The organism is Rhizobium redzepovicii (assembly GCF_019793435.1).
Taxonomy (GTDB): Bacteria; Pseudomonadota; Alphaproteobacteria; order Rhizobiales; family Rhizobiaceae; genus Rhizobium; species Rhizobium redzepovicii.
The window spans coordinates 37,781-55,729 of the sequence record NZ_JAILYH010000021.1; the positions used below are offsets into that span (position 1 = coordinate 37,781).

General features: G+C 61.4%; 22 protein-coding genes and 1 pseudogene. 11 read left to right on the top strand and 12 right to left on the bottom strand.

Translation table 11 applies throughout. The annotated features are described in order from the left end of the window. Positions 1-64: 64 nt before the first annotated feature. The 4 genes from K6N12_RS27950 to K6N12_RS27965 all read left to right on the top strand — a co-directional run bounded on the left by K6N12_RS27950 (position 65) and on the right by K6N12_RS27965 (position 4,871). Positions 65-349: a hypothetical protein gene (locus tag K6N12_RS27950; protein WP_131711515.1), complete on the top strand. Its 285-nt coding sequence runs from the start codon at positions 65-67 to the stop codon at positions 347-349. Between the two features lie 171 nt (positions 350-520). Next, entirely contained in the window at positions 521-2,905 is a 2,385-nt protein-coding gene (locus K6N12_RS27955) for a marine proteobacterial sortase target protein (RefSeq protein ID WP_097626748.1), read from the top strand. Beyond that, the gene (locus K6N12_RS27960) at positions 2,895-3,668 is read left to right on the top strand and encodes a class GN sortase (RefSeq protein ID WP_097626746.1); all 774 of its coding nucleotides are present in this window, start codon (positions 2,895-2,897) and stop codon (positions 3,666-3,668) included. The genes K6N12_RS27955 and K6N12_RS27960 overlap by 11 nt, the downstream gene beginning before the upstream one ends. 60 nt (positions 3,669-3,728) lie before the next feature. Continuing rightward, on the top strand, positions 3,729-4,871 hold the full coding sequence (locus K6N12_RS27965) for a PQQ-dependent sugar dehydrogenase (protein ID WP_097626745.1): 1,143 nt from the start codon (positions 3,729-3,731) through the stop codon (positions 4,869-4,871). Between the two features lie 4 nt (positions 4,872-4,875). On the opposite strand, the gene K6N12_RS27970 is transcribed toward K6N12_RS27965, so the two are convergent. Further along, entirely contained in the window at positions 4,876-5,349 is a 474-nt protein-coding gene (locus K6N12_RS27970) for a DUF3052 domain-containing protein (RefSeq protein WP_097626742.1), read from the bottom strand. 92 nt (positions 5,350-5,441) lie between these two features. On the opposite strand from K6N12_RS27970, the gene K6N12_RS27975 reads away from it, so the two are divergent. The 3 genes from K6N12_RS27975 to K6N12_RS27985 all read left to right on the top strand — a co-directional run bounded on the left by K6N12_RS27975 (position 5,442) and on the right by K6N12_RS27985 (position 7,645). Continuing rightward, positions 5,442-6,332 (top strand): DMT family transporter, encoded by an 891-nt coding sequence (locus K6N12_RS27975; protein WP_097626740.1) that lies wholly within the window; start codon positions 5,442-5,444, stop codon positions 6,330-6,332. A 487-nt stretch (positions 6,333-6,819) separates the two neighbouring features. Beyond that, on the top strand, positions 6,820-7,035 hold the full coding sequence (locus K6N12_RS27980; protein ID WP_003561293.1) for a cold-shock protein: 216 nt from the start codon (positions 6,820-6,822) through the stop codon (positions 7,033-7,035). A gap of 148 nt (positions 7,036-7,183) precedes the next feature. After that, positions 7,184-7,645: a BA14K family protein gene (locus K6N12_RS27985; RefSeq protein WP_097626829.1), complete on the top strand. Its 462-nt coding sequence runs from the start codon at positions 7,184-7,186 to the stop codon at positions 7,643-7,645. A gap of 74 nt (positions 7,646-7,719) precedes the next feature. Here the strand turns inward: K6N12_RS27985 and K6N12_RS27990 are convergent, their stop codons facing one another. After that, complete coding sequence (locus K6N12_RS27990) at positions 7,720-8,565, bottom strand: oxidoreductase (protein WP_097626738.1); 846 nt, start codon at positions 8,563-8,565, stop codon at positions 7,720-7,722. 36 nt (positions 8,566-8,601) lie between these two features. On the opposite strand from K6N12_RS27990, the gene K6N12_RS27995 reads away from it, so the two are divergent. Further along, positions 8,602-9,060, top strand: coding sequence for a winged helix-turn-helix transcriptional regulator (locus K6N12_RS27995; protein WP_097626736.1), 459 nt, complete (start codon positions 8,602-8,604; stop codon positions 9,058-9,060). Here the strand turns inward: K6N12_RS27995 and K6N12_RS28000 are convergent. The 3 genes from K6N12_RS28000 to K6N12_RS28010 form a co-directional block, all read right to left on the bottom strand. Then, positions 9,057-10,433 carry an ATP-binding protein gene (locus K6N12_RS28000; RefSeq protein WP_097626734.1) on the bottom strand — a complete coding sequence of 459 codons (1,377 nt, stop codon included), beginning with the start codon at positions 10,431-10,433 and terminating at the stop codon, positions 9,057-9,059. The two genes, K6N12_RS27995 and K6N12_RS28000, sit on opposite strands and share 4 nt — an antisense overlap. Before the next feature lie 132 nt (positions 10,434-10,565). Further along, on the bottom strand, positions 10,566-11,267 hold the full coding sequence (locus K6N12_RS28005; protein ID WP_003581129.1) for a response regulator: 702 nt from the start codon (positions 11,265-11,267) through the stop codon (positions 10,566-10,568). Continuing rightward, a complete protein-coding gene (locus K6N12_RS28010; RefSeq protein WP_097626732.1) occupies positions 11,268-11,759 on the bottom strand; it encodes a MarR family winged helix-turn-helix transcriptional regulator in 492 nt (163 codons plus the stop codon). A 307-nt stretch (positions 11,760-12,066) separates the two neighbouring features. On the opposite strand from K6N12_RS28010, the pseudogene K6N12_RS35045 reads away from it, so the two are divergent. Beyond that, positions 12,067-12,179: pseudogene (locus K6N12_RS35045) on the top strand (branched-chain amino acid aminotransferase); the annotation flags it as partial. 133 nt (positions 12,180-12,312) lie between these two features. Here K6N12_RS35045 and K6N12_RS28020 read toward each other — a convergent pair. The 3 genes from K6N12_RS28020 to K6N12_RS28030 form a co-directional block, all read right to left on the bottom strand. After that, entirely contained in the window at positions 12,313-12,582 is a 270-nt protein-coding gene (locus K6N12_RS28020; protein ID WP_097626728.1) for a hypothetical protein, read from the bottom strand. Positions 12,583-12,772: 190 nt separating this feature from the next. Continuing rightward, positions 12,773-13,390 carry a DUF1236 domain-containing protein gene (locus K6N12_RS28025; RefSeq protein ID WP_012558489.1) on the bottom strand — a complete coding sequence of 206 codons (618 nt, stop codon included), beginning with the start codon at positions 13,388-13,390 and terminating at the stop codon, positions 12,773-12,775. After that, the gene (locus K6N12_RS28030; protein WP_131711514.1) at positions 13,387-13,605 is read right to left on the bottom strand and encodes a hypothetical protein; all 219 of its coding nucleotides are present in this window, start codon (positions 13,603-13,605) and stop codon (positions 13,387-13,389) included. Before K6N12_RS28030 ends, K6N12_RS28025 begins: the two co-directional genes overlap by 4 nt. Positions 13,606-13,677: 72 nt before the next feature. Between K6N12_RS28030 and K6N12_RS28035 the strand changes: the two genes are divergently transcribed. After that, positions 13,678-14,331: an MBL fold metallo-hydrolase gene (locus tag K6N12_RS28035; protein ID WP_097626726.1), complete on the top strand. Its 654-nt coding sequence runs from the start codon at positions 13,678-13,680 to the stop codon at positions 14,329-14,331. A 15-nt stretch (positions 14,332-14,346) separates the two neighbouring features. On the opposite strand, the gene K6N12_RS28040 is transcribed toward K6N12_RS28035, so the two are convergent. From K6N12_RS28040 to K6N12_RS28055, 4 genes are all read right to left on the bottom strand, one after another. Beyond that, positions 14,347-14,688 (bottom strand): tRNA-binding protein, encoded by a 342-nt coding sequence (locus tag K6N12_RS28040; RefSeq protein WP_097626724.1) that lies wholly within the window; start codon positions 14,686-14,688, stop codon positions 14,347-14,349. A gap of 119 nt (positions 14,689-14,807) precedes the next feature. After that, positions 14,808-15,635: a pyrroline-5-carboxylate reductase gene (gene proC, locus K6N12_RS28045; RefSeq protein WP_097626722.1), complete on the bottom strand. Its 828-nt coding sequence runs from the start codon at positions 15,633-15,635 to the stop codon at positions 14,808-14,810. A gap of 1 nt (position 15,636) precedes the next feature. Then, on the bottom strand, positions 15,637-16,137 hold the full coding sequence (locus tag K6N12_RS28050) for a type III secretion system chaperone family protein (RefSeq protein WP_003541709.1): 501 nt from the start codon (positions 16,135-16,137) through the stop codon (positions 15,637-15,639). 492 nt (positions 16,138-16,629) lie between these two features. Next, complete coding sequence (locus tag K6N12_RS28055) at positions 16,630-16,890, bottom strand: accessory factor UbiK family protein (RefSeq protein WP_097626720.1); 261 nt, start codon at positions 16,888-16,890, stop codon at positions 16,630-16,632. Positions 16,891-17,093: 203 nt separating this feature from the next. Here K6N12_RS28055 and lgt point away from each other — a divergent pair, with 203 nt between their 5' ends. Beyond that, a complete protein-coding gene (gene lgt, locus K6N12_RS28060) occupies positions 17,094-17,942 on the top strand; it encodes a prolipoprotein diacylglyceryl transferase (protein WP_097626718.1) in 849 nt (282 codons plus the stop codon). Positions 17,943-17,949: the final 7 nt, after the last annotated feature.

Below are 17,949 nucleotides of genomic sequence, written 5' to 3' on the forward strand. Positions count from 1 at the left end.
TTCTGCGGTTAGCTCTATGTCCAATGTATGACGGCATTTCAAGCGTAAAGGCGTGATGGGGGCAATGATTCTTATTGATCCTTTTGCCGCACCGCCCCCCAGTTTGCCGGCGCTTCGGACAGCAGTTGAAGTGCGCGGCGCAACTCTTGCACTGAGATCTGAGACCATTGTGGTTCTCCGTTTCCTCGAAGTCATTCGCGGGCATGTCGAGAAGATCAGGATTATCGCCGGCAACTGGCGCGACCTGACCTTCGTCATCATGCCGATCAGCGAGGGTTGTTGTCACAAAGACAGCGGCGGACGGTCGGCGACATCTCCACAGCGTCCGGCACCTTCGCGGTTGCGATGATCGCGTTTTTCCTCACCTATGTCTTTTTGAAATCAGAGAGATCGCAGGATTTCATCGCCGCCACGAATAAGCCGCAACAAATGCCGGGCCGCGCCGTAATTCGGTCGCGAGCGCGCCGAGATCGAAGCCGCATCATTGACTTATCCAAAATTGGTTATTGAGGGTATGCCAATGTTTCTGGAAGACGAATATGCCATAGGGCGCATACGTGCGCGCCGGATTTCCATTTCATTTCTTGTCGCCGCCACCGCCTTTGTCGCCTGTGTCACGGCAATGCTGGGGCTTGTCTCCGCCGCTCGCGCCGAGACGCAGCAGGCGCCCAGCCAGCTTGCAGCACTGGTGCGGCCGAACGACGTCAACAGCGGTTCGCTGCTGTTTCCTTCGAAGGAGCCGGGCTTCTACGTCGAAGCGCCGCGGCTGAAGAGCGACGTCGCGATCGATGTCTCCGGCCCGATCGCGAGGGTGAAGGTGACGCAGCGTTTCCAGAACCCGAGCAAGGGCTGGGTCGAGGGCACCTACGTCTTCCCACTGCCGGACAATTCCGCCGTCGATGCGCTGAAGATGCAGATCGGCGAACGCTTCATCGAAGGCCAGATCAAGCCGCGCCAGGAAGCCCGCGAGATCTACGAGCAGGCCAAGGCGGAGGGCAAGAAGACGGCGCTGCTCGAACAGCAGCGGCCGAACATCTTCACCAACCAGGTCGCCAATATCGGGCCCGGGGAAGAGATCGTCGTGCAGATCGAATATCAGCAAACCGTCCACCAGTCGGGCGGCGAGTTCTCGCTGCGCTTCCCGATGGTCGTCGCCCCGCGCTACAATCCTGCGCCGATCGTCCAGACCGTCGAGTTCAACAACGGCGCCGGTTTCGCCACGCCGCGCGACCCGGTGGGAAACCGGGATAAGATCGAAGCCCCGGTGCTTGATCCGCGCGACAATGCCAAGATCAACCCGGTTTCGCTGACCGTCGACCTCAGGGCCGGTTTTCGGCTCGGCGAGGTCAAATCCTCCTTCCACGAGGTCGATATCCACCAGGACGGCGACCAGACGAGAACGATCAGCCTGAAGGGGGACGCCGTCCCCGCCGACAAGGATTTCGAACTGACCTGGCAGGCCGCGCCCGGCAAACTGCCGAGCGCCGGACTCTTCCGCGAAGTGATTGATGGTAAGACCTATCTGCTCGCCTTCGTCACCCCGCCGACGGCGCCGGATGCGGCAGCGCCGCCAGCCAAACGTGAAGTGGTCTTCGTCATCGACAATTCCGGCTCCATGTCCGGGCCGTCGATCGAGCAGGCAAGGCAGAGCCTGGCGCTTGCCATTTCCAGGCTGAACCCCGACGACCGCTTCAACGTCGTCCGTTTCGACGACACGATGACCGACTATTTCAAGGGCCTGGTCGCCGCCACCCCGGATAACCGCGAAAAGGCGATCGCCTACGTCAGGGGCCTGACCGCCGACGGCGGCACCGAAATGCTGCCCGCACTCGAGGATGCGCTGCGCAATCAGGGACCGGTTGCAACCGGAGCGCTGCGGCAGGTCGTGTTCCTGACCGATGGTGCGATTGGCAACGAACAGCAGCTCTTCCAGGAAATCACCGCAAGCCGCGGCGATGCCCGCGTCTTCACCGTCGGGATCGGCTCGGCCCCGAACACCTATTTCATGTCCAAGGCCGCCGAAATCGGCCGTGGCACCTTCACTCAGATCGGCTCGACCGATCAGGTGGCAAGCCGCATGGGCGAGCTTTTCGCCAAGCTGCAGAACCCCGCCATGATCGATATCGCCGCAAATTTCGAAGGCATCGCGGCCGAGGATATTACGCCGAACCCGATGCCGGACCTTTATAGCGGCGAGCCTGTCGTTCTCACAGCGGAACTGCCGGGGGATAAGCCCGCCGGCAAGCTTGAAATCATCGGCAAGACGGGCGACCAGCCCTGGCGCGTCCAAATGGATATCGCCAATGCCGCCGACGGCAACGGCGTCTCCAAGCTCTGGGCGCGGCGTAAGATCGATGATTTCGAAGCCCGCGCCTATGAGCGTCAGAATCCGGCCGCGCTCGACAAGGATATCGAGACGGTGGCGCTCGCCCACCATCTCGTCTCCCGCCTCACCAGCCTGGTCGCCGTCGACGTCACGCCGTCGCGACCGGCAAGCGAACCGCTCGGCTCAGCAAAGCTGCCGCTGAACCTGCCTGAGGGTTGGGATTTCGATAAGGTCTTCGGCGAAAACGTTGTTCCTTCCGGTGGCGGAGAACGTCATGGCGCAGCCACCCCTGCAGCAAACGCCGGACCGCAACAGGCCGTGGTCGAAACACCGGATCTCGCCGCATCGCCTGAGCTCGCCAACATGATGGCCGCGGCCCCGACCGCTAAGGCCGCCACCCTGATCGCGCAGAAGAGCTCGACCGTGAACCTGCCGCAGACGGCGACGCGCGCCGACGAGCAGATCATCCGCGGGCTTACCATGCTGCTCCTGGCGCTGACGGCGGCAAGCGGGCTGGCCGTCTGGCGCCGGCGCATCAAGCGGTTGATCGCGGTGGGAGCCAAGCCAAATGGTCTCTAGGCTAGCAGCAAGCCGGAACGAGGAAGCGGCCGAATTCGAGCCGCTTCCGACCTATCTGGAACTCGCCATGGCGGCCGCCACGGCCCACGACAGGCCCAAGGTGCGCCAGAGGAAAGGCTTCTTCCTCTGGCGTCTTTCCCCGATCGAAAAAGCGATCGCCGTCGGTATCGCCGGCCTTGCCCTTTACGGCTTGGCGCTGATCGGCGACGGTTTCCTGCTGAAGGCGAAGGCGGAGCTTTCCCAGGTTCTGCTGAAACGCGCCTTCGCTGCCGAACTCAGGGGCGAAGCGACGAAACCCTGGCCTTGGGCTGATTTCACTACGGAAGCCAAGGTGCGCGCACCGCGCCTCGGCAAGGAGGCGATCGTGCTTTCCGGCGCTTCCGGCGAAGCTCTCGCCTTTGGTCCTGCCTGGCTCGCCAACACGCCGCAGCCAGGCGATGAAGGCACCGCGGTTATCGCCGCCCATCGCGACACGCATTTTCGCTGGCTGCAATATATAAAGCCCGGCGACACCATCGAGGTCACCCGTCGTGACGGCAAGGTCCTGACCTTCAAGGCCGGCGAAGGCCGTATCGCCCCCTGGGATGCCAGCGGCATCGATCCCGCCTCCAACGGCCGCCATCTGGTGCTGACCACCTGCTGGCCCTTCGATGCGACCGAACGCGGGCCGTTGCGCTATATCCTCGAAGCCGAACTGGTCGATGGGCAAGTGACAGGTTCCGTTCAACCGGTAAACACAAAGCCGTTATATCGGATCGAATGAGGGTTGAAGCTCTCCCCTGCCCGCTCCACGTTCCAGCGTGACAGACGACGGGGAAGCAAGATGACCAGAATATCCGCCTTTCAAATCGCCGCAGCGCTGCTTCTGATCGGCGCCTTATCAGCCGGTGCGGACGACACCGTCAACACGCAGGATCTGGCGGTCCGTGTCGACAAGCTTGCCGACGGCCTCGAACATCCCTGGGCGGTCGAGGTGTTGCCCGACGGCGCCTACCTCGTCACCGAGCGGCCGGGTCGGATGCGCATCGTCCGCGACGGCAAAGTCTCCGGCCCGATCGGCGGTGTGCCCAAGGTCAGCGCCCGCGGCCAGGGCGGCCTGATGGATGTGGCGCTGGCTCCGGACTTTGCGACGTCCAGAAAGCTCTATTTCACCGCTGCCATCGCCAATAAACAGGGCTCAGGCACCGAGGCCTTCACCGCCACGCTTTCCGCCGACGAGAAGGCACTCGATGCGGTGACGCCTGTTTTCACCATGCAGCGCTTCACCACGGGCAATATCCAGTACGGCTCGCGCATCGCCATTGCCCGTGACGGTTCGCTGTTCATCAGCGTCGGCGACCGCGGCGACCGCGACCGCTCGCAGGACTGGCGGGACGATGCCGGCTCGATCATCCACATCAATGCCGATGGCAGCATCCCGGCCGACAATCCGTTCAAGGACGGCGGCAAAGCGCTGCCGGAAATCTGGTCGAAAGGCCACCGCAACCCGCAGGGTATCACCTTCGATAGCAAGGACGGCAAGCTTTATACCGTCGAACACGGCGCCCGCGGCGGCGACGAGATCAATGAGCCCGAGGCGGGCAAGAATTACGGCTGGCCGATCATCACCTACGGCCGCGACTATTCCGGCGCCGAGATCGGAGAAGGTACAGCGAAGAAGGGACTGGAACAGCCGCTGCATTACTGGGATCCGTCGATCGCGCCCGGTGCGCTCGCTGTCTATCGCGGCGCCATGTTTCCGGAATGGGACGGCAATTTCATCGTCGCGGCGCTGAAGTTCCAGCTGCTATCGCGCATGCAGCGCGACGAAAGCGGCGCCTTCGTCGCCGAGGAGCGGCTGTTCGAGGGCGAATACGGCCGCATTCGCGATGTCATCGTCGCGCCCGACGGCGCGCTGCTGATGGTGACGGACGAGGATAACGGCGCGCTGCTCAGAGTTTCGCGCGCTGAGGCCAACAACGGCTGAAAGATCACAAGGTCCCGCGAAGTTCCTTGCGGATAACGAATTTCAGCCCGGACCAGATTTCGTCGACGGCGCAGACCTTGACGTCGACAAGACCGGTCGGAAGGAGGATCTTCCGGAGCACGTCCTCGGTGACATCGGTCGGCACCCGCGAACTCTTTTTTGGCCAGGAGATCCAGAGCATGCCATCCGGTTTGAGAACGCCGAAGAGCCTAACCGCGACAGCCTCCAGCGCTGCCCGTTCGGTCACAAACAGATGCACGTAGTCGAAAGCCCGCCGAGGCGTCTCCGGCAGCGCAAGGGCGACCGAGGCAAAACCATCGAAGCCATGGATATCGCCAATCGTTTCGGGAACGCCGAGAAGAGCAGCCGCCTGCCCGCGCCCAAGGCCGAGCTTGCTGGCGAGCGGCCTGCCTGAATAGCCAGCCGTCCCGGACGTTGCAGCCGTATCGCCGGCCGGCCGGCTTTCTTCCTGTCCCATCCTGTCATCTCCGCCGATAGAAGTCTTTGCCCTTGCCTGGAGGAAATGCAACTGCTAACCGCTCCGGCCTACCCTTCCCCATAGAGGACGACATGACGCGCGCTCAGGCGAACCTCCTGCTATTGTTCGCAGCCGCCATCTGGGGCGGCGGCTTCGTTGCCCAGTCGACGGCGATGAAGGCGATCGGCCCCTTCTGGTTCATCGCTCTGCGTTTTACCGTCGCCACATTGGCCGTGCTGCCCTTCGTCGTTTTCGAAGCGCGCAAAGCCAAGGCGAAGACAAGCGCCCGCCATGCGAAACTCTATATCCTCACCGGCCTTGCCCTTTTCAGCGGCGCAGCCACACAGCAGGTCGGGCTGCAGACGACCACGGTGACGAATTCCAGCTTCATCACCGGTCTCTATGTGGTCTTCGTGCCGCTGATCGCCGTGTTCTTCCTGCGCCGTGCCCCGCATTGGATCATCTGGCCGGGCGCGCTGATGGCCGTCGCCGGCATCTATCTCCTCTCCGGCGGTCATCTCTCGGCCCTCACCTCAGGCGATCTCCTGACAGTCGCCTGCGCCGTCTTCTGGGCAATCCAGATCACCCTTGCCGGCACGACCGTTTCTGCGACCGGAAGGCCGCTTGCACTCTCGGCCACGCAATTCGCCGTCACCGCGGTCTGCGCGCTCGCCATTGCCGCAGCCTTTGAACCGATCACGCTGTCGGCAATATGGGCCGCAGGACCTCAGATTCTCTATGTCGGCATTTTCTCCTCGGGCTTGGCCTTCGTGCTGCAGGTGATCGCCCAGCGTTACACGACGCCCTCGCAGGCCGCGATCTTCCTCTCCTCCGAAGCGCTTTTCGGCTCGTCGCTTGCGGCCCTTGTGCTCGGGGAGACGATGCCGGCGACGGGTTATGCAGGTTGCGCGCTCCTGTTTATCGCTATGCTTGTGGTCGAACTCGTGCCCGGATTTGCCCGGCGACGCTTGCCAGCCGTCTGAACACGCGTCCAAATATGGGCGATTGGCGAATCCGAAAAAAAATTAACGAGAGCGGCAAGACGCGTTCACGTTGCATTTTTGGGAAAATCTGCTCGAAACTTATATTGCAGACGATGTAAAACGTTAATCATTCCCTATCGGCGAAGGAAATTTTGCGTTTTTGCGCAAATTGGATATCCGGGCAGGTGTGCCTCGAACGACACGGAAAAAAACTTTTACTTGCCAAAATTCGTTTAACGCAGCACTCTCAGCGCGTTCGGGCATTTTGCGAGCATGGGAAGTCCTAAAGTATTTGCGCGCCGGGAACGCCAATTATCCCGGTCAGCCGGTTCCGATTATGGCGGGCGAAAGTCCTGTCTGGAGCAGGCCGAGGTAGAGGGGACCTTTTTCTCACATTTCAAGAATTGCCTGCCAACGCCTCCCGCAAGGAGGCAATGCTATGATGCTGCCCGTGTGGATGGCGGGCGGAGAGAAAAGGACCTGACGCATGGCAGAGACTGGCACTGTAAAATTCTTCAATACCGACAAAGGCTTCGGCTTCATCAAGCCGGACCGGGGCGGCGCCGATATCTTCGTTCACATTTCTGCCGTTCAAGCCTCCGGACTGGCCGGCCTGACGGAAAATCAGAAGGTAAGCTTCGACACGGAGCCGGATCGCCGCGGCAAGGGCCCAAAGGCCGTCAATCTGCAGATTGCGGGCTGAACCCTTAACAAGGCTGTCGAATTTCGAGTTGAAGCCCGGCAGCAATGCCGGGTTTTGTCGTTCAGCCTTCGTTCAGCTACTGATCTCTACTACCATCATCATCGAGATAGGAACCGGCGTTCGGTTCCCGGGATTGGGATTTATGCTTATGAACAGGCTCGCCAAAACTCTTCTGCTGACGGCAACGGCTGCTGCGCTTACCCTTTCTGTTATCGGCGAGGCATCGGCCGGCGACCGCCATTGGCGGCATCATGGCAATAACGACGCGCTCGTCGGAGGCGCAGTCGGCCTTGCCACCGGCCTGATCGTCGGCTCGGCCATCGCCAACGCCAATAACGGCCCTGTTTACGACGAGCCTCGCTACATCGACCCGCCCTACGAACCCGGATATTACGAGCCGGCTCCGGTCTATCGCGCCCCGCGCCGCGTTTATGTCGAGCAGCCGCAATATGTCGAACAGCCGCGCTATTATGCGCCGGTCCGCACGGCAGTGGAGCCCTGGTCGCCGCAATGGGAGCGTTACTGCTCTTATCGCTACCGCTCCTTCGATCCGCGTAGCGGCACCTATATCGGCAATGACGGCCGCAGCCATTTCTGCACCGCCGGCTGATCTCTCTTCATCGCTGATGCCGAGCGCCGCTTTTTAGCGGCGCTTTCTTTTTGCCCATCTGTCAGCCGAGTTTCTCAAAGGGTCTCGGCATCGGGCTCAAAATCGGTCGAGACGCTGACGGCGCGCCATTCCCGATCAGCCTCAATACGCGCGGCATCGGCTTTTTCGACATTGCTGACCGCATCGCTGCCGAGCAGCAGCCGGAACGGGGGCTGGTCGAGACCGGCGATATGGATAATGACCGCAGCCGCCTTGGCGGGATCGCCGGGCTGGCGGCCATTATACTCACGCTGGAAGCGCACGGTAGCGCCGACCGTCTCCTCATAGTCCTGCCGCCCTTCGGCAAGCATCGTCGAGGCGCCGGCGAAATCGGTTCTGAAGCCGCCGGGCTCGATCACTGTCACCTTGATGCCGAATGGCGCAACCTCTTTCGACAGCACCTCAGAAAAGCCCTCGACAGCAAATTTCGCCGCCGAATAGGCGCCGCGCCCGGCAGGGCCGATACGGCCGCCGACCGATGAGAACTGGATGATGTGCCCCGCCCCCTGCCCGCGCATTAAGGCGATGACCGCCTTGGTCATGATGATCGTGCCGAACAGGTTGGCCTCGACCTGTGCCCGGAAATCGGCGAGACTGGTATCTTCGATCGAGGAAACATTGCCGTAGCCGGCATTGTTGACGAGCACATCGATACGCCCGAACCTCTTCACGCCAGCCTCGACCGCCACTGCTGCCGCCGTCTCGTCGGTCACATCGAGCGCTATCGTCAACACCTGGCCGCCATACCGCTCGGAGAGATCGGCAAGGCGGGCGGGATCGCGCGCCGTCGCCACCAGATTGTCGCCGGAGGCCAAAACCGCCTCCGCCAGCGCCCGGCCGAGACCGCGCGAACTTCCTGTGATCAACCAGACCCTGGACATCGGAAACCTTTCCCTTCTTTGGTTCCCGGCTGATGTATGGTCTGTTGTATCCAATCGAAAGAAGGTACCCAGACGATCTATACACACCTTGAGGTAACTGACATGACCAGTGACATGTTCGACTTCTGCTGCTCCATGACGGACGAACAGGATGCGCGCGCTCGCGAACTGATCGAGCGGGCGGCGGCGAAATGGCCGCTGCGCATCCTGCACGTGCTCGCCGATGCCGGTGCACCCTTGCGCTTCTCGCGCCTCATGGAAAGGGTCGAGGGCATCAGCCAGAAAGTGCTGACGCAGACGCTACGCACCCTCGAAAGAGACGGTCTCATCATCCGCACCCTCTATCCGCAAGTGCCGCCGCGCGTCGAATATGAGTTGACGCCGCTCGGACGCGACCTCCTCATGCAGGTTGCCGCCCTCTGGCGTTGGATCGTCGAACGTTTGGGCGATTTCGATGCGCGCAAGGCCGTGAAGCTGACCGTGACAGGCGTTTAGGCCGGGATGCGGATCGTTGCCCTCAGTCCGCCGAGCGGGCTGTCGCCAAGGGTGACGTTGCCGCCGTGACTGCGGGCGATGTCGCGGGCGATCGCAAGGCCGAGGCCGGTGCCCGAGGCATCGAGATTACGCGCCGCGTCCAGCCGGAAGAACGGCTTGAACACGTCCTCGCGATTCTTTTCCGGAATGCCCGGCCCGTCGTCGTCGAAGATGACGGTCAACCATTTGGCACTGTGCTTGGCCTCAATGTCGAGCCTGCCCGCATAACGCCGCGCATTCGATGCAAGGTTGGTGACGAGACGCATGAAGGCGTTCGGCCTGACCGATATGTCGTCATCGCCTTCGATCGTATAGCTGAATGTCTTGCCGTGCAGGGCGAAATCGGATTCCAGCTTTGCGAAGACCTCGCTGAGTCTTAACTCGCCGACATCTTCTTCGACCTCGCCGCGTGCGAAAGCCGTATAGGCCTCCAGCATGGCCTGCATATCGTCGACGTCGTCGTTCAGCCCATGCAGATCGGGATTGTCGCCGGCGAGCGCCAGTTGCAGTTTGAAGCGGGTCAGGATGGTGCGCAGATCATGGCTGACGCCCGACAGCATCGCAGTGCGCTGCTCGATCTGCCGCTCGATTCGCTCGCGCATCAGGATAAAGGCAAGGCCGGCGCGCCGGACCTCGTCGGCCCCGCGCGGATAGAAATTGTCGGGTTTCTGCCCCTTGCCGAAGCTTTCGGCCGCGCGCGCCAAGGTCAGGATCGGACGGATTTGTCCGCGCAGGAAGAGGATCGAGATGCCGATCAACACCAGCGAGGTGCCGACCATCCAGACGATGAAGATATGGGTGTTCGAGGCATAGGTCTGGCTGCGCTTGGTCAGCACCCTGAGGATCTTGTTGTCAAGCTTGATGCGGATCTCGACGAGGTTCGAGTTGCCGACCGTGTCGATCCAGAAAGGCCGGTGGATCTCGTCGGTGATCTCGTCGCTGAGGATGCCATCGAGGATCGAGAAGAAGGGCTTGACGCGCGGCGGCGGCAGATCGCCGTCCGGCTCGATCGAGATCTGCAGGCTGAGCTGATCGCGGGCGATGCGGACGATCTCGCTATAGTCCGAATTCTGCGGGTAGGTCTCGATGATCTCTATGATCGCGGCAATGTCGCGGGTGACGGCAAGCGACAGCCGCTCCGTCACCATCTGCCAGTGGCGCTCCATGAAGACGGCCGCGACAACGGATTGCAGTAGCACCATCGGAATGATGATAATCAGCAGCGAGCGCGCGTAAAGCCCGGTCGGCAGCCGCCGGCGCAGCCAGCGGACAACCGAGCGCCAGCCTGGCGCAGAATTGCGGTCTTCCCGCCGCAAGCTGTCGATCGTCACCATCAGCGCCGGTCCTGGCCTCTATCCTTAGACCTAAAGCGCGTCGCGACTTTCAGATTCGCTCCTTGCGCTTTAGGTCTTTGTTTTCAGCATGTCGTTGCCGCAAAACCGCTGCACAGTTTTGCGCGACATGCATTAGTCGATGCTCAGCCTGTATCCGATGCCGCGCACGGTCTGCAGCCAGACGGGATTGGCCGGATCATCCTCGATCTTACGCCGCAGCCGGTTGATCTGCACGTCGATCGTCCGTTCGCCCACCTCGGTGTCGTTGCCGATCAGCTCATGGCGGGGGATCGTATCGCCGGCACGCCGCGCAAAGAGCAGCATGATCTCCTGCTCGCGGTCGGTCAGCCGGATCACCTCGCTGGCCTTCTTCAGCTCCTTGCGGGTCAGCGAGAATGTGTAGGGGCCGAACATCACTTGTTCGATCTTCGGTCCCTCCCCGCCGGCATTGCGACGCAGGATATTGTTGATGCGCAGCACCAGTTCCCGCGGATCGAAGGGCTTGGAAAGATAGTCGTCGGCGCCTGCCTCGAGGCCTTCGATGCGGTTGCCGGACTCTGCCAACGCCGTCAGCATGATGATCGGCACATTCTTGATGGCGCGAAGCCCGCGGGTGACGTCGATGCCGGATTCGCCCGGCATCATCACATCCATGATGATCAGGTCGAAATCGAGACCCGCGAGCTTGCGCTGCGCCTCGGCGCCGTCGGCGGCGACGGTCACGCGAAAGCCGTTCTCGGCGAGATAGCGATTGAGCAGCGCGCGGATGCGCGAGTCGTCGTCGACCACCAGCAGATGCGCCGCATCGTCGGAAATACCTGTCTTGACCGCCATTCAATCCGCCTTCTGTCTGTCCCGCATGCCTCTAAGGAAAGCTTTTACGCCCTCCCGCACCTCCGCAGAAGCCCCTTCGAATGCCCGCTCAATGCGGCGCGATTGCGGCTCGGCAAGAGCAAGCGCCAGCTCTCGTCCCGATTTCGTTGGATAAAGCTTGCGCTGCCGCCGGTCCTCCGGCCCCGCCACCTGGCGAATATAGCCTGAATCGATCAGCTGTTTCAGCACCCTTGCAAGGCTCTGCTTGGTGATCTTCAGCGTATCGAGAAGATCGGCCACCGTCATGCCGGGGTTACGGTTGACGAAATGCACGACGCGGTGATGCGCCCGCCCGAAGCCGCTTGTTTCGAGGATGGCGTCAGGATCGGAAACGAAGTCGCGATAGGCGAAGAAGAACAGCTCGATGATCTCGAAATCGATGATGTCGGTATCTTCCATCGGCGTGGCCAGCGGCTCTGACTTGCCTACTTTCGGGCCGGTCTGTCGTGACACGCGGCATTTCCTTTCTCTTCCCGCCCCCGCGGGAAATTTCGCCAAAATATGCCAGCTTTATTGACATAAATTGCGTCACTGTGAGTTTTCCGACCTCTACGGGAGACTCGCACGGACTTTTTTCCTCAGCATTTCCATGAAAACCAAGACCCGCCCGGCACTCCGACGCAATACGCGATTTCCCCTTGCGTCTGTGGATAAAACGTAATGGGGACAACAATCAACAGGCTTGGCGCTTGAAGCGCCGGCTTTAAGGGCGAGCGCGCTGGCCGGATGTTCAAGCTCACCTATATAACCAAACGGTTTCGCCAAGCGCTGCGGCATCGAGGTCATCGAGCGCGCAACCCCGCGGAAGAATTCCCCGGCTTCAGCGAATGCTTCCTCACCGGCTCGGCTGCTGAGGTGACGACGATTTCCGAAAGGCCGATGAACGGCTACCAGCCGCAGTCGCGGCCGGGCAAAATGCGTCATGCGGTCGACACAGTGATTCAAAGCGTTACGGCGCCGCACGGCTGAAAAGACGCGCGGCGCTAGGCTGAACGCCCGCGGGCATTTACCGATGTGCCCGTGCCATGACCAGACCGGCGAGCGTCGAGAGAATGCCGCCGCCGATCAGGCCGCCGATGCCGGCAGCGATCAGGCCGGTCATAGCCGCTTCCCCACCGACCATGCCGAGCAGCATGCCGCCGGCGACACCGCCGATCGCGCCTGCGATCGTTCGAGCGACGACATTGATCGCATGCTGCTTCAAGGCGGCGCTCGCGGCATTGCCGCCAATGGCACCGGCAATCAATTGTATGACGAGCGGAAGTAGCGCTTCCATGACTTTCCTCCTCTGGCGATCTCCCCGATCGCCGCTTTATATGCCGAACCTTCAGCATATTAGCATTTTATCATATTACGAAGGAAAGCGTTAAGAAAAAATCAACCCATGCGGGAGGCAAGGGAAGAAGTTGACAGACGTGAAACGAGGCGGCCGGTTCGACCGCCTCGTTGTATTTTTCCCGGTTCGATTATTGATAAACGTAGACGATCCGGCGTGTACCGGGATCAACCAGAACCGGTCGGTCGTTGATCCTGGTATAGCGGTACTCGTAATCCGGGATCGACTGGAAGGTAACATCGGCGGGCACCTCTGCACCGACGACGACATCGCCGCCGAGCTGCACCGTCTGGCCGGGATTGGTGTCGATATAGGTGCGGACCGTCTCCGGCGGCGTGATGGTCTCGACAGCCCCGACCGGGCCGAGCAACTCGTCGCCCGGGGCCGGCTGCGGGTCAACGGGAACGACGCTGGCGGTCGACTCGTAGGTTACGACAGGAACGCCGATCTCGTCGCGGTGCTGTTCGACGATGACCTGGCTGCCGCCGCGGTCGACCTGCAGATAGTCGGCGTAGACCCAGCCGCGCATCCCGTTGACGTCGACGCGGCACCAGCGGCTGCCTTCGATGCAGCCGTCGAGCACCGCGGTCGAGCCGCGGGTGGCAAGACCGACCGCCGGATATTGCGGGCCGGGGCCGGCACGGACATTGAGATCGTTGACGGTCGTCGCCATCATCTCCGCCTGCGCCAGACCGCCGCTCGCCAGGAGCACGGCTCCGGCCAATAGAATGTTTCTCTTCAAGGTCATCTGAGCGTCTCCTTGGTTTCGATGGGCTGACAACGCGCGGCGTTCCACGATGTTCCCATCGACTGCCTAGCATCAAAGACCGCTTGCAGAATGCACTTCATAAGCAATTGAAAAAATTCAATAAAACAAGGTTTTTCGGCATCTGACGACACCATCGGAAGGCATAAATTCTTGTTGCAGCCCGTCTTCTTGCCGTGAGGCAAGGCAGCAAACACGGAAAATTCCGGCTGTCCTTGACGCGGTTTCGGACTATACCCTGAGCATCCCAGACACCAAGCGAGGCACTTATGGGCATGCTCCAGGCCGGCATCATTCCGGTGACACCCTTCCAGCAGAACTGCACGATCTTCTTCGATCCCGAGACCAAGGAAGGCGTCGTCGTCGATCCGGGCGGCGACGTGCCGCTGATCCTTCAGGCGATCGCGCAAAACGGCTTGATCATCAAGGAGATCTGGCTGACGCACGGCCATCTCGACCATGCCGGCGGTGCCAGCGAGCTAAAGGAAGCCCTGGGCATCGAGGTGGTTGGCCCGCATCAGGACGACCTGCCGCTGCTGCAACGGATCGAGACCCAGGCCGAAAAATACGGCATATCGGGATTGCGCAACGTCCTACCCGACCGCTGGCTGAAGGATGGCGACAAGATCTCTTTCGGCGATCACGAATTCGAGGTCTATCATGCGCCCGGTCATGCGCCGGGCCACGTCATCTATTTCAACCGTGCGCAGAATTTCGCCCATCTCGGCGACGTGCTCTTCAACGGCTCGATCGGCCGCACCGACTTGCCGGGCGGCAATCATCAGCAGCTTCTCGACTCGATCCGCGACAAGGTGCTGCCGCTTGGCGACGACGTCGGCTTCATCTGCGGCCACGGCCCCGGCAGCCGCATCGGCGATGAGCGGCGCAGCAATCCATTTTTGCAGGAAATCAGAACCGGCTGAGCGTTCGGCGCGGGCTCACATCATCTTCCGGCCATTCGGCACGGGCTGCTCGACATCAGCAAGCACGATCGCGCCGTTCTCGTCCTCGAATCCAAGCGTCAGCACTTCCGAGCGGAACGGCCCGATCTGGCGCGGCGGGAAGTTGACGACACCGAGCACCTGCCGGCCAATCAGGCTTTCCGGCGTGTAATGCACGGTAATCTGGGCCGAGGATTTCTTCGTGCCGATCTCGGGACCGAAATCGATGACCAGCTTGATCGCCGGCTTGCGCGCTTCCGGAAACGGACTGGCTTCGATAATCGTGCCGACGCGAATGTCGACGCGCTCGAAATCGGCGTAGGCAATTTCCTCGGACATATCGTCTCCGCTAGCGCATTAATCCTTTGCGAAAATCGCGATCGGTTTTCGCAAAGGATTAATGCGCAAATTCATAATGTCAGAGCGTCCTTAGCGCGTCTTTATAGACGCGCGGCGCTCTAGCCGGCCAGTTCTTCGGCCCGCTTGCGCGCCGCTGCCAGTGCTGCGTCGAACAGAGGCTGCATGCCGTTTTCGGCCATCAGCACGGCGAGCGCAGCCGCCGTCGTGCCGCCAGGAGAGGTCACATTCTGCCGCAGCCGCGAAGCGTCGTCGGGGGACTGGTGCAAAAGTTCACCAGCCCCCGCGACTGTTTCCCGCGCAAGACGCATGGCGAGGTCCGCCTGCAGGCCGAGTTTACGGCCTGCCTCCGCCATGCATTCGACGAGATAGAACACATAGGCAGGACCGCTGCCCGAAAGCGCCGTCACGGCATCGATATCGGCCTCTGCAGGCACCCATTCCACAGGACCCGAGACGCTGAGAAGAGAATGGACACGTTCGCGCTGCTGATGACTGACCCCTGAATTGGCAAAGGCGCCGGTGACGCCGCGCCCGACCATGGCCGGCGTGTTCGGCATGGCCCGCACCATGGCGGCTTTGCCCAGATGTTTCTCGAGGAAAGCGAGCGTCTTGCCGGCGGCCACAGAGACGACGACCGTTTCCGGCCCGACGGCGCTCTTCACCGCCGGCAGCACCGTCTCCATCACCTGCGGCTTGACCGCGAGAAACAGCACGCTTGCCTTCAAATCCGCCGGAGCCGCGGTAACATGGGTCGCGCCGGCCTCGCTGATCGTCGCCAGCATCGCCGGCGACGGGCCAGGATCGACGACAAGAACGGCCGAGCCCGGCACGCCGCTTTTCAGCCAGCCGGAGAGCATCGCCCCGCCCATGTTGCCGGCACCGATCAGGACGACGGGATTTGTCGAGGAGAAAGCGTTCGCGGGCATCTTATGCCTCGCCGACTGTTTCGAACAATACGGCTTCCATCGCCTTCGTCGCTTCCATGCCGGACCAGACGACGAACTGGAATGCCTGGAAATAGGCTTCGCAGGTATCGAGCGCGCTGGAAAGCAGCACTTCCACCTGGCGGTTGGTGGGCTCCGCGCCGCCGGCGAGCAGCAGCGACTGGCGAAAGATGACGACATCTTCCTGGCGCCAAAGGTCGAAATGCCCCATCAGCACCTGCCCGTTGATCGCCGAAAGCAGCTTGACCACCTCGTTGACCCTGATGTCGGGAACTTTGATATCGAAGGCGCAGCCAAGGTGCAGCGCCTCGAATTCCTCCATCCAGGAGAAGGAGACGTGATAGTCCGTCCAGCGACCCTCGACCGTCATCGCGATCTCGTCCTCGCCGGAGCGTTCGAACGACCAGTCGTTGTTGGAGGCAACGTACTCGATCATATCGACCGGGTTCGACTGACGCTCGACTTCCAATTCCATCAGGTTCATGCAGCACCTTCTTGACCGGAACGAATGCGACCTAACTTTGTGTACGCACACAAGAAAGACACACGCAAATACCGGAACCACCACTCGGATGATCGTTGAACCGCTGCCAGACTTAACGCAGATAACCTGCCCGGAGCTTACCAAGTCGCTTCGAATCATCATTTAAAATCAGTGTATAATGCGCCTTGCCCCCTGCCAGCCCCCTGAGGGGAAAATAGGCCGGACCACTGTGGAAAGGCTCTTCGAAATTCAATTCAGAAGGGAGAATAAGCGACTCTGCGAATTGGCTTTTTTGGCAGTGTCCACAGGTGGAAAAACTCACCTGATTTTTTTGTGACGGATGCGGCGTGTGGCATGAAGGCAACGCCGCGTCTGCGTCATATCGGGACTTTCAGCCATGTCGCGCAAAAGTGTTCAGCGGCTTTTGCGCGACATGCGGGAAAACGAAGACCTGCAGCGCAAGGGGCGAATCTAAAAAGACCGCGGCGCGCTTTAGTGCCCTTCGCCGGCAAGCCTCGCCTCGAGCGCCGCGATGCGGGCGGCAAGCGCCTCGTTCTCGTCGCGCGCCTTGATCGCCATCTCGCGCACGGCCTCAAACTCCTCGCGCTTGACGATATCCATGCTGTTCAGCCAACGCTCGGCCTGGGCGTTGAAGGCGGTCTCGATCTCCTTGCGGACGCCCTGGGCAGCACCTGCCGCATCGGTCATCAGCTTGGCGAATTCGTCCATGATGCGGTTCGTTCCGGTCGCCATGGCGTTTTTCTCCCTTCGCATGAGGTGAATTTCAGCCCTTTGGGGCCCCAAGGATTGAGGTAGGGCTTCGCCACCCGCGATGCAAGCGCTTTGCATCGGATCGGCTTGCCGTACCCGGCCGGGAAAGAGCCATCACGAACAATGGACTTGACCGTCCGGGATCGCAGCGGCATGTTCCGCGCGACCAAACAGGTGGGAAAACCTTGCCGACAGCAGCCAATCTCCTTGCTATCATGCCTTTTCCGGACATCGATCCGATCGCCTTTTCGATCGGCCCGCTGGCGATTCATTGGTACGGTCTCGCTTATGTCGCCGGCATCCTGCTCGGCTGGGCCTATGCGCGCCGCCTCGCCGCCAATGACAGTCTCTGGCCCGGCAACGTCTCGCCGATGTCTAAGACGCAGCTCGACGATTTCATCGTCTGGGCGGCCCTCGGCGTCGTCCTCGGCGGCCGTCTCGGCTATATTTTCTTCTATGATCTCCCCGCCGTCCTTCGCAGTCCCATCCGTGCGCTCGAGATCTGGAACGGCGGCATGTCCTTCCATGGCGGCCTGACGGGTACGACGATCGCCATGATCGTCTTTGCCCGCCGCAACGGCATCCCGATCTGGAGCCTGTTCGACATCGTCGCCACCGTCGTTCCCTTCGGCCTCTTCTTCGGCCGCATCGCCAATTTCATCAACGGCGAGCTCTGGGGCCGGCTGACCGACGTGCCCTGGGCGGTGGTCTTCCCGACCGGCGGCCCCTTCGCCCGCCACCCGAGCCAGCTTTACGAAGCCGGCCTCGAAGGCATCGTTCTTCTGCTGGTGCTGGCCGCCTTGGTGTATGGCATGCGCGCTCTGAAAAGCCCCGGCTTCATCACCGGCGTCTTCGTCTCCGGTTATGCCCTGTCGCGCATCTTCGTCGAATTCTTCCGCGAGCCTGACGCCCAGCTCGGTTACCTCCTCGGCACAAACTGGCTGACCATGGGCATGGTGCTCTCCTCCCCGATGATCCTGCTCGGCATCTGGGCAATGCTCAGGGCCCGCCGCCAGGCTGCGCTGCAGCTCTGAAAACGGC

What these genes read in the sequence shown, in the direction of transcription:
- K6N12_RS28055 (WP_097626720.1), bottom strand. Translation starts at nt 16,890, where the DNA reads ATGGCGACCGGAACGAACCGCATCATGGACGAATTCGCCAAGCTGATG.
- K6N12_RS28000 (WP_097626734.1), bottom strand. Translation starts at nt 10,433, where the DNA reads ATGGTGACGATCGACAGCTTGCGGCGGGAAGACCGCAATTCTGCGCCA.
- K6N12_RS27950 (WP_131711515.1), top strand. Translation starts at nt 65, where the DNA reads ATGATTCTTATTGATCCTTTTGCCGCACCGCCCCCCAGTTTGCCGGCG.
- K6N12_RS28005 (WP_003581129.1), bottom strand. Translation starts at nt 11,267, where the DNA reads ATGGCGGTCAAGACAGGTATTTCCGACGATGCGGCGCATCTGCTGGTG.
- K6N12_RS27995 (WP_097626736.1), top strand. Translation starts at nt 8,602, where the DNA reads ATGGTCTGTTGTATCCAATCGAAAGAAGGTACCCAGACGATCTATACA.
- K6N12_RS27975 (WP_097626740.1), top strand. Translation starts at nt 5,442, where the DNA reads ATGACGCGCGCTCAGGCGAACCTCCTGCTATTGTTCGCAGCCGCCATC.
- K6N12_RS28050 (WP_003541709.1), bottom strand. Translation starts at nt 16,137, where the DNA reads ATGAACCTGATGGAATTGGAAGTCGAGCGTCAGTCGAACCCGGTCGAT.
- K6N12_RS27965 (WP_097626745.1), top strand. Translation starts at nt 3,729, where the DNA reads ATGACCAGAATATCCGCCTTTCAAATCGCCGCAGCGCTGCTTCTGATC.
- K6N12_RS27970 (WP_097626742.1), bottom strand. Translation starts at nt 5,349, where the DNA reads ATGGGACAGGAAGAAAGCCGGCCGGCCGGCGATACGGCTGCAACGTCC.
- K6N12_RS28020 (WP_097626728.1), bottom strand. Translation starts at nt 12,582, where the DNA reads ATGGAAGCGCTACTTCCGCTCGTCATACAATTGATTGCCGGTGCCATT.
- K6N12_RS28035 (WP_097626726.1), top strand. Translation starts at nt 13,678, where the DNA reads ATGGGCATGCTCCAGGCCGGCATCATTCCGGTGACACCCTTCCAGCAG.
- K6N12_RS28025 (WP_012558489.1), bottom strand. Translation starts at nt 13,390, where the DNA reads ATGACCTTGAAGAGAAACATTCTATTGGCCGGAGCCGTGCTCCTGGCG.
- K6N12_RS28040 (WP_097626724.1), bottom strand. Translation starts at nt 14,688, where the DNA reads ATGTCCGAGGAAATTGCCTACGCCGATTTCGAGCGCGTCGACATTCGC.
- K6N12_RS27960 (WP_097626746.1), top strand. Translation starts at nt 2,895, where the DNA reads ATGGTCTCTAGGCTAGCAGCAAGCCGGAACGAGGAAGCGGCCGAATTC.
- K6N12_RS27955 (WP_097626748.1), top strand. Translation starts at nt 521, where the DNA reads ATGTTTCTGGAAGACGAATATGCCATAGGGCGCATACGTGCGCGCCGG.
- K6N12_RS27985 (WP_097626829.1), top strand. Translation starts at nt 7,184, where the DNA reads ATGAACAGGCTCGCCAAAACTCTTCTGCTGACGGCAACGGCTGCTGCG.
- K6N12_RS27990 (WP_097626738.1), bottom strand. Translation starts at nt 8,565, where the DNA reads ATGTCCAGGGTCTGGTTGATCACAGGAAGTTCGCGCGGTCTCGGCCGG.
- K6N12_RS27980 (WP_003561293.1), top strand. Translation starts at nt 6,820, where the DNA reads ATGGCAGAGACTGGCACTGTAAAATTCTTCAATACCGACAAAGGCTTC.
- proC (WP_097626722.1), bottom strand. Translation starts at nt 15,635, where the DNA reads ATGCCCGCGAACGCTTTCTCCTCGACAAATCCCGTCGTCCTGATCGGT.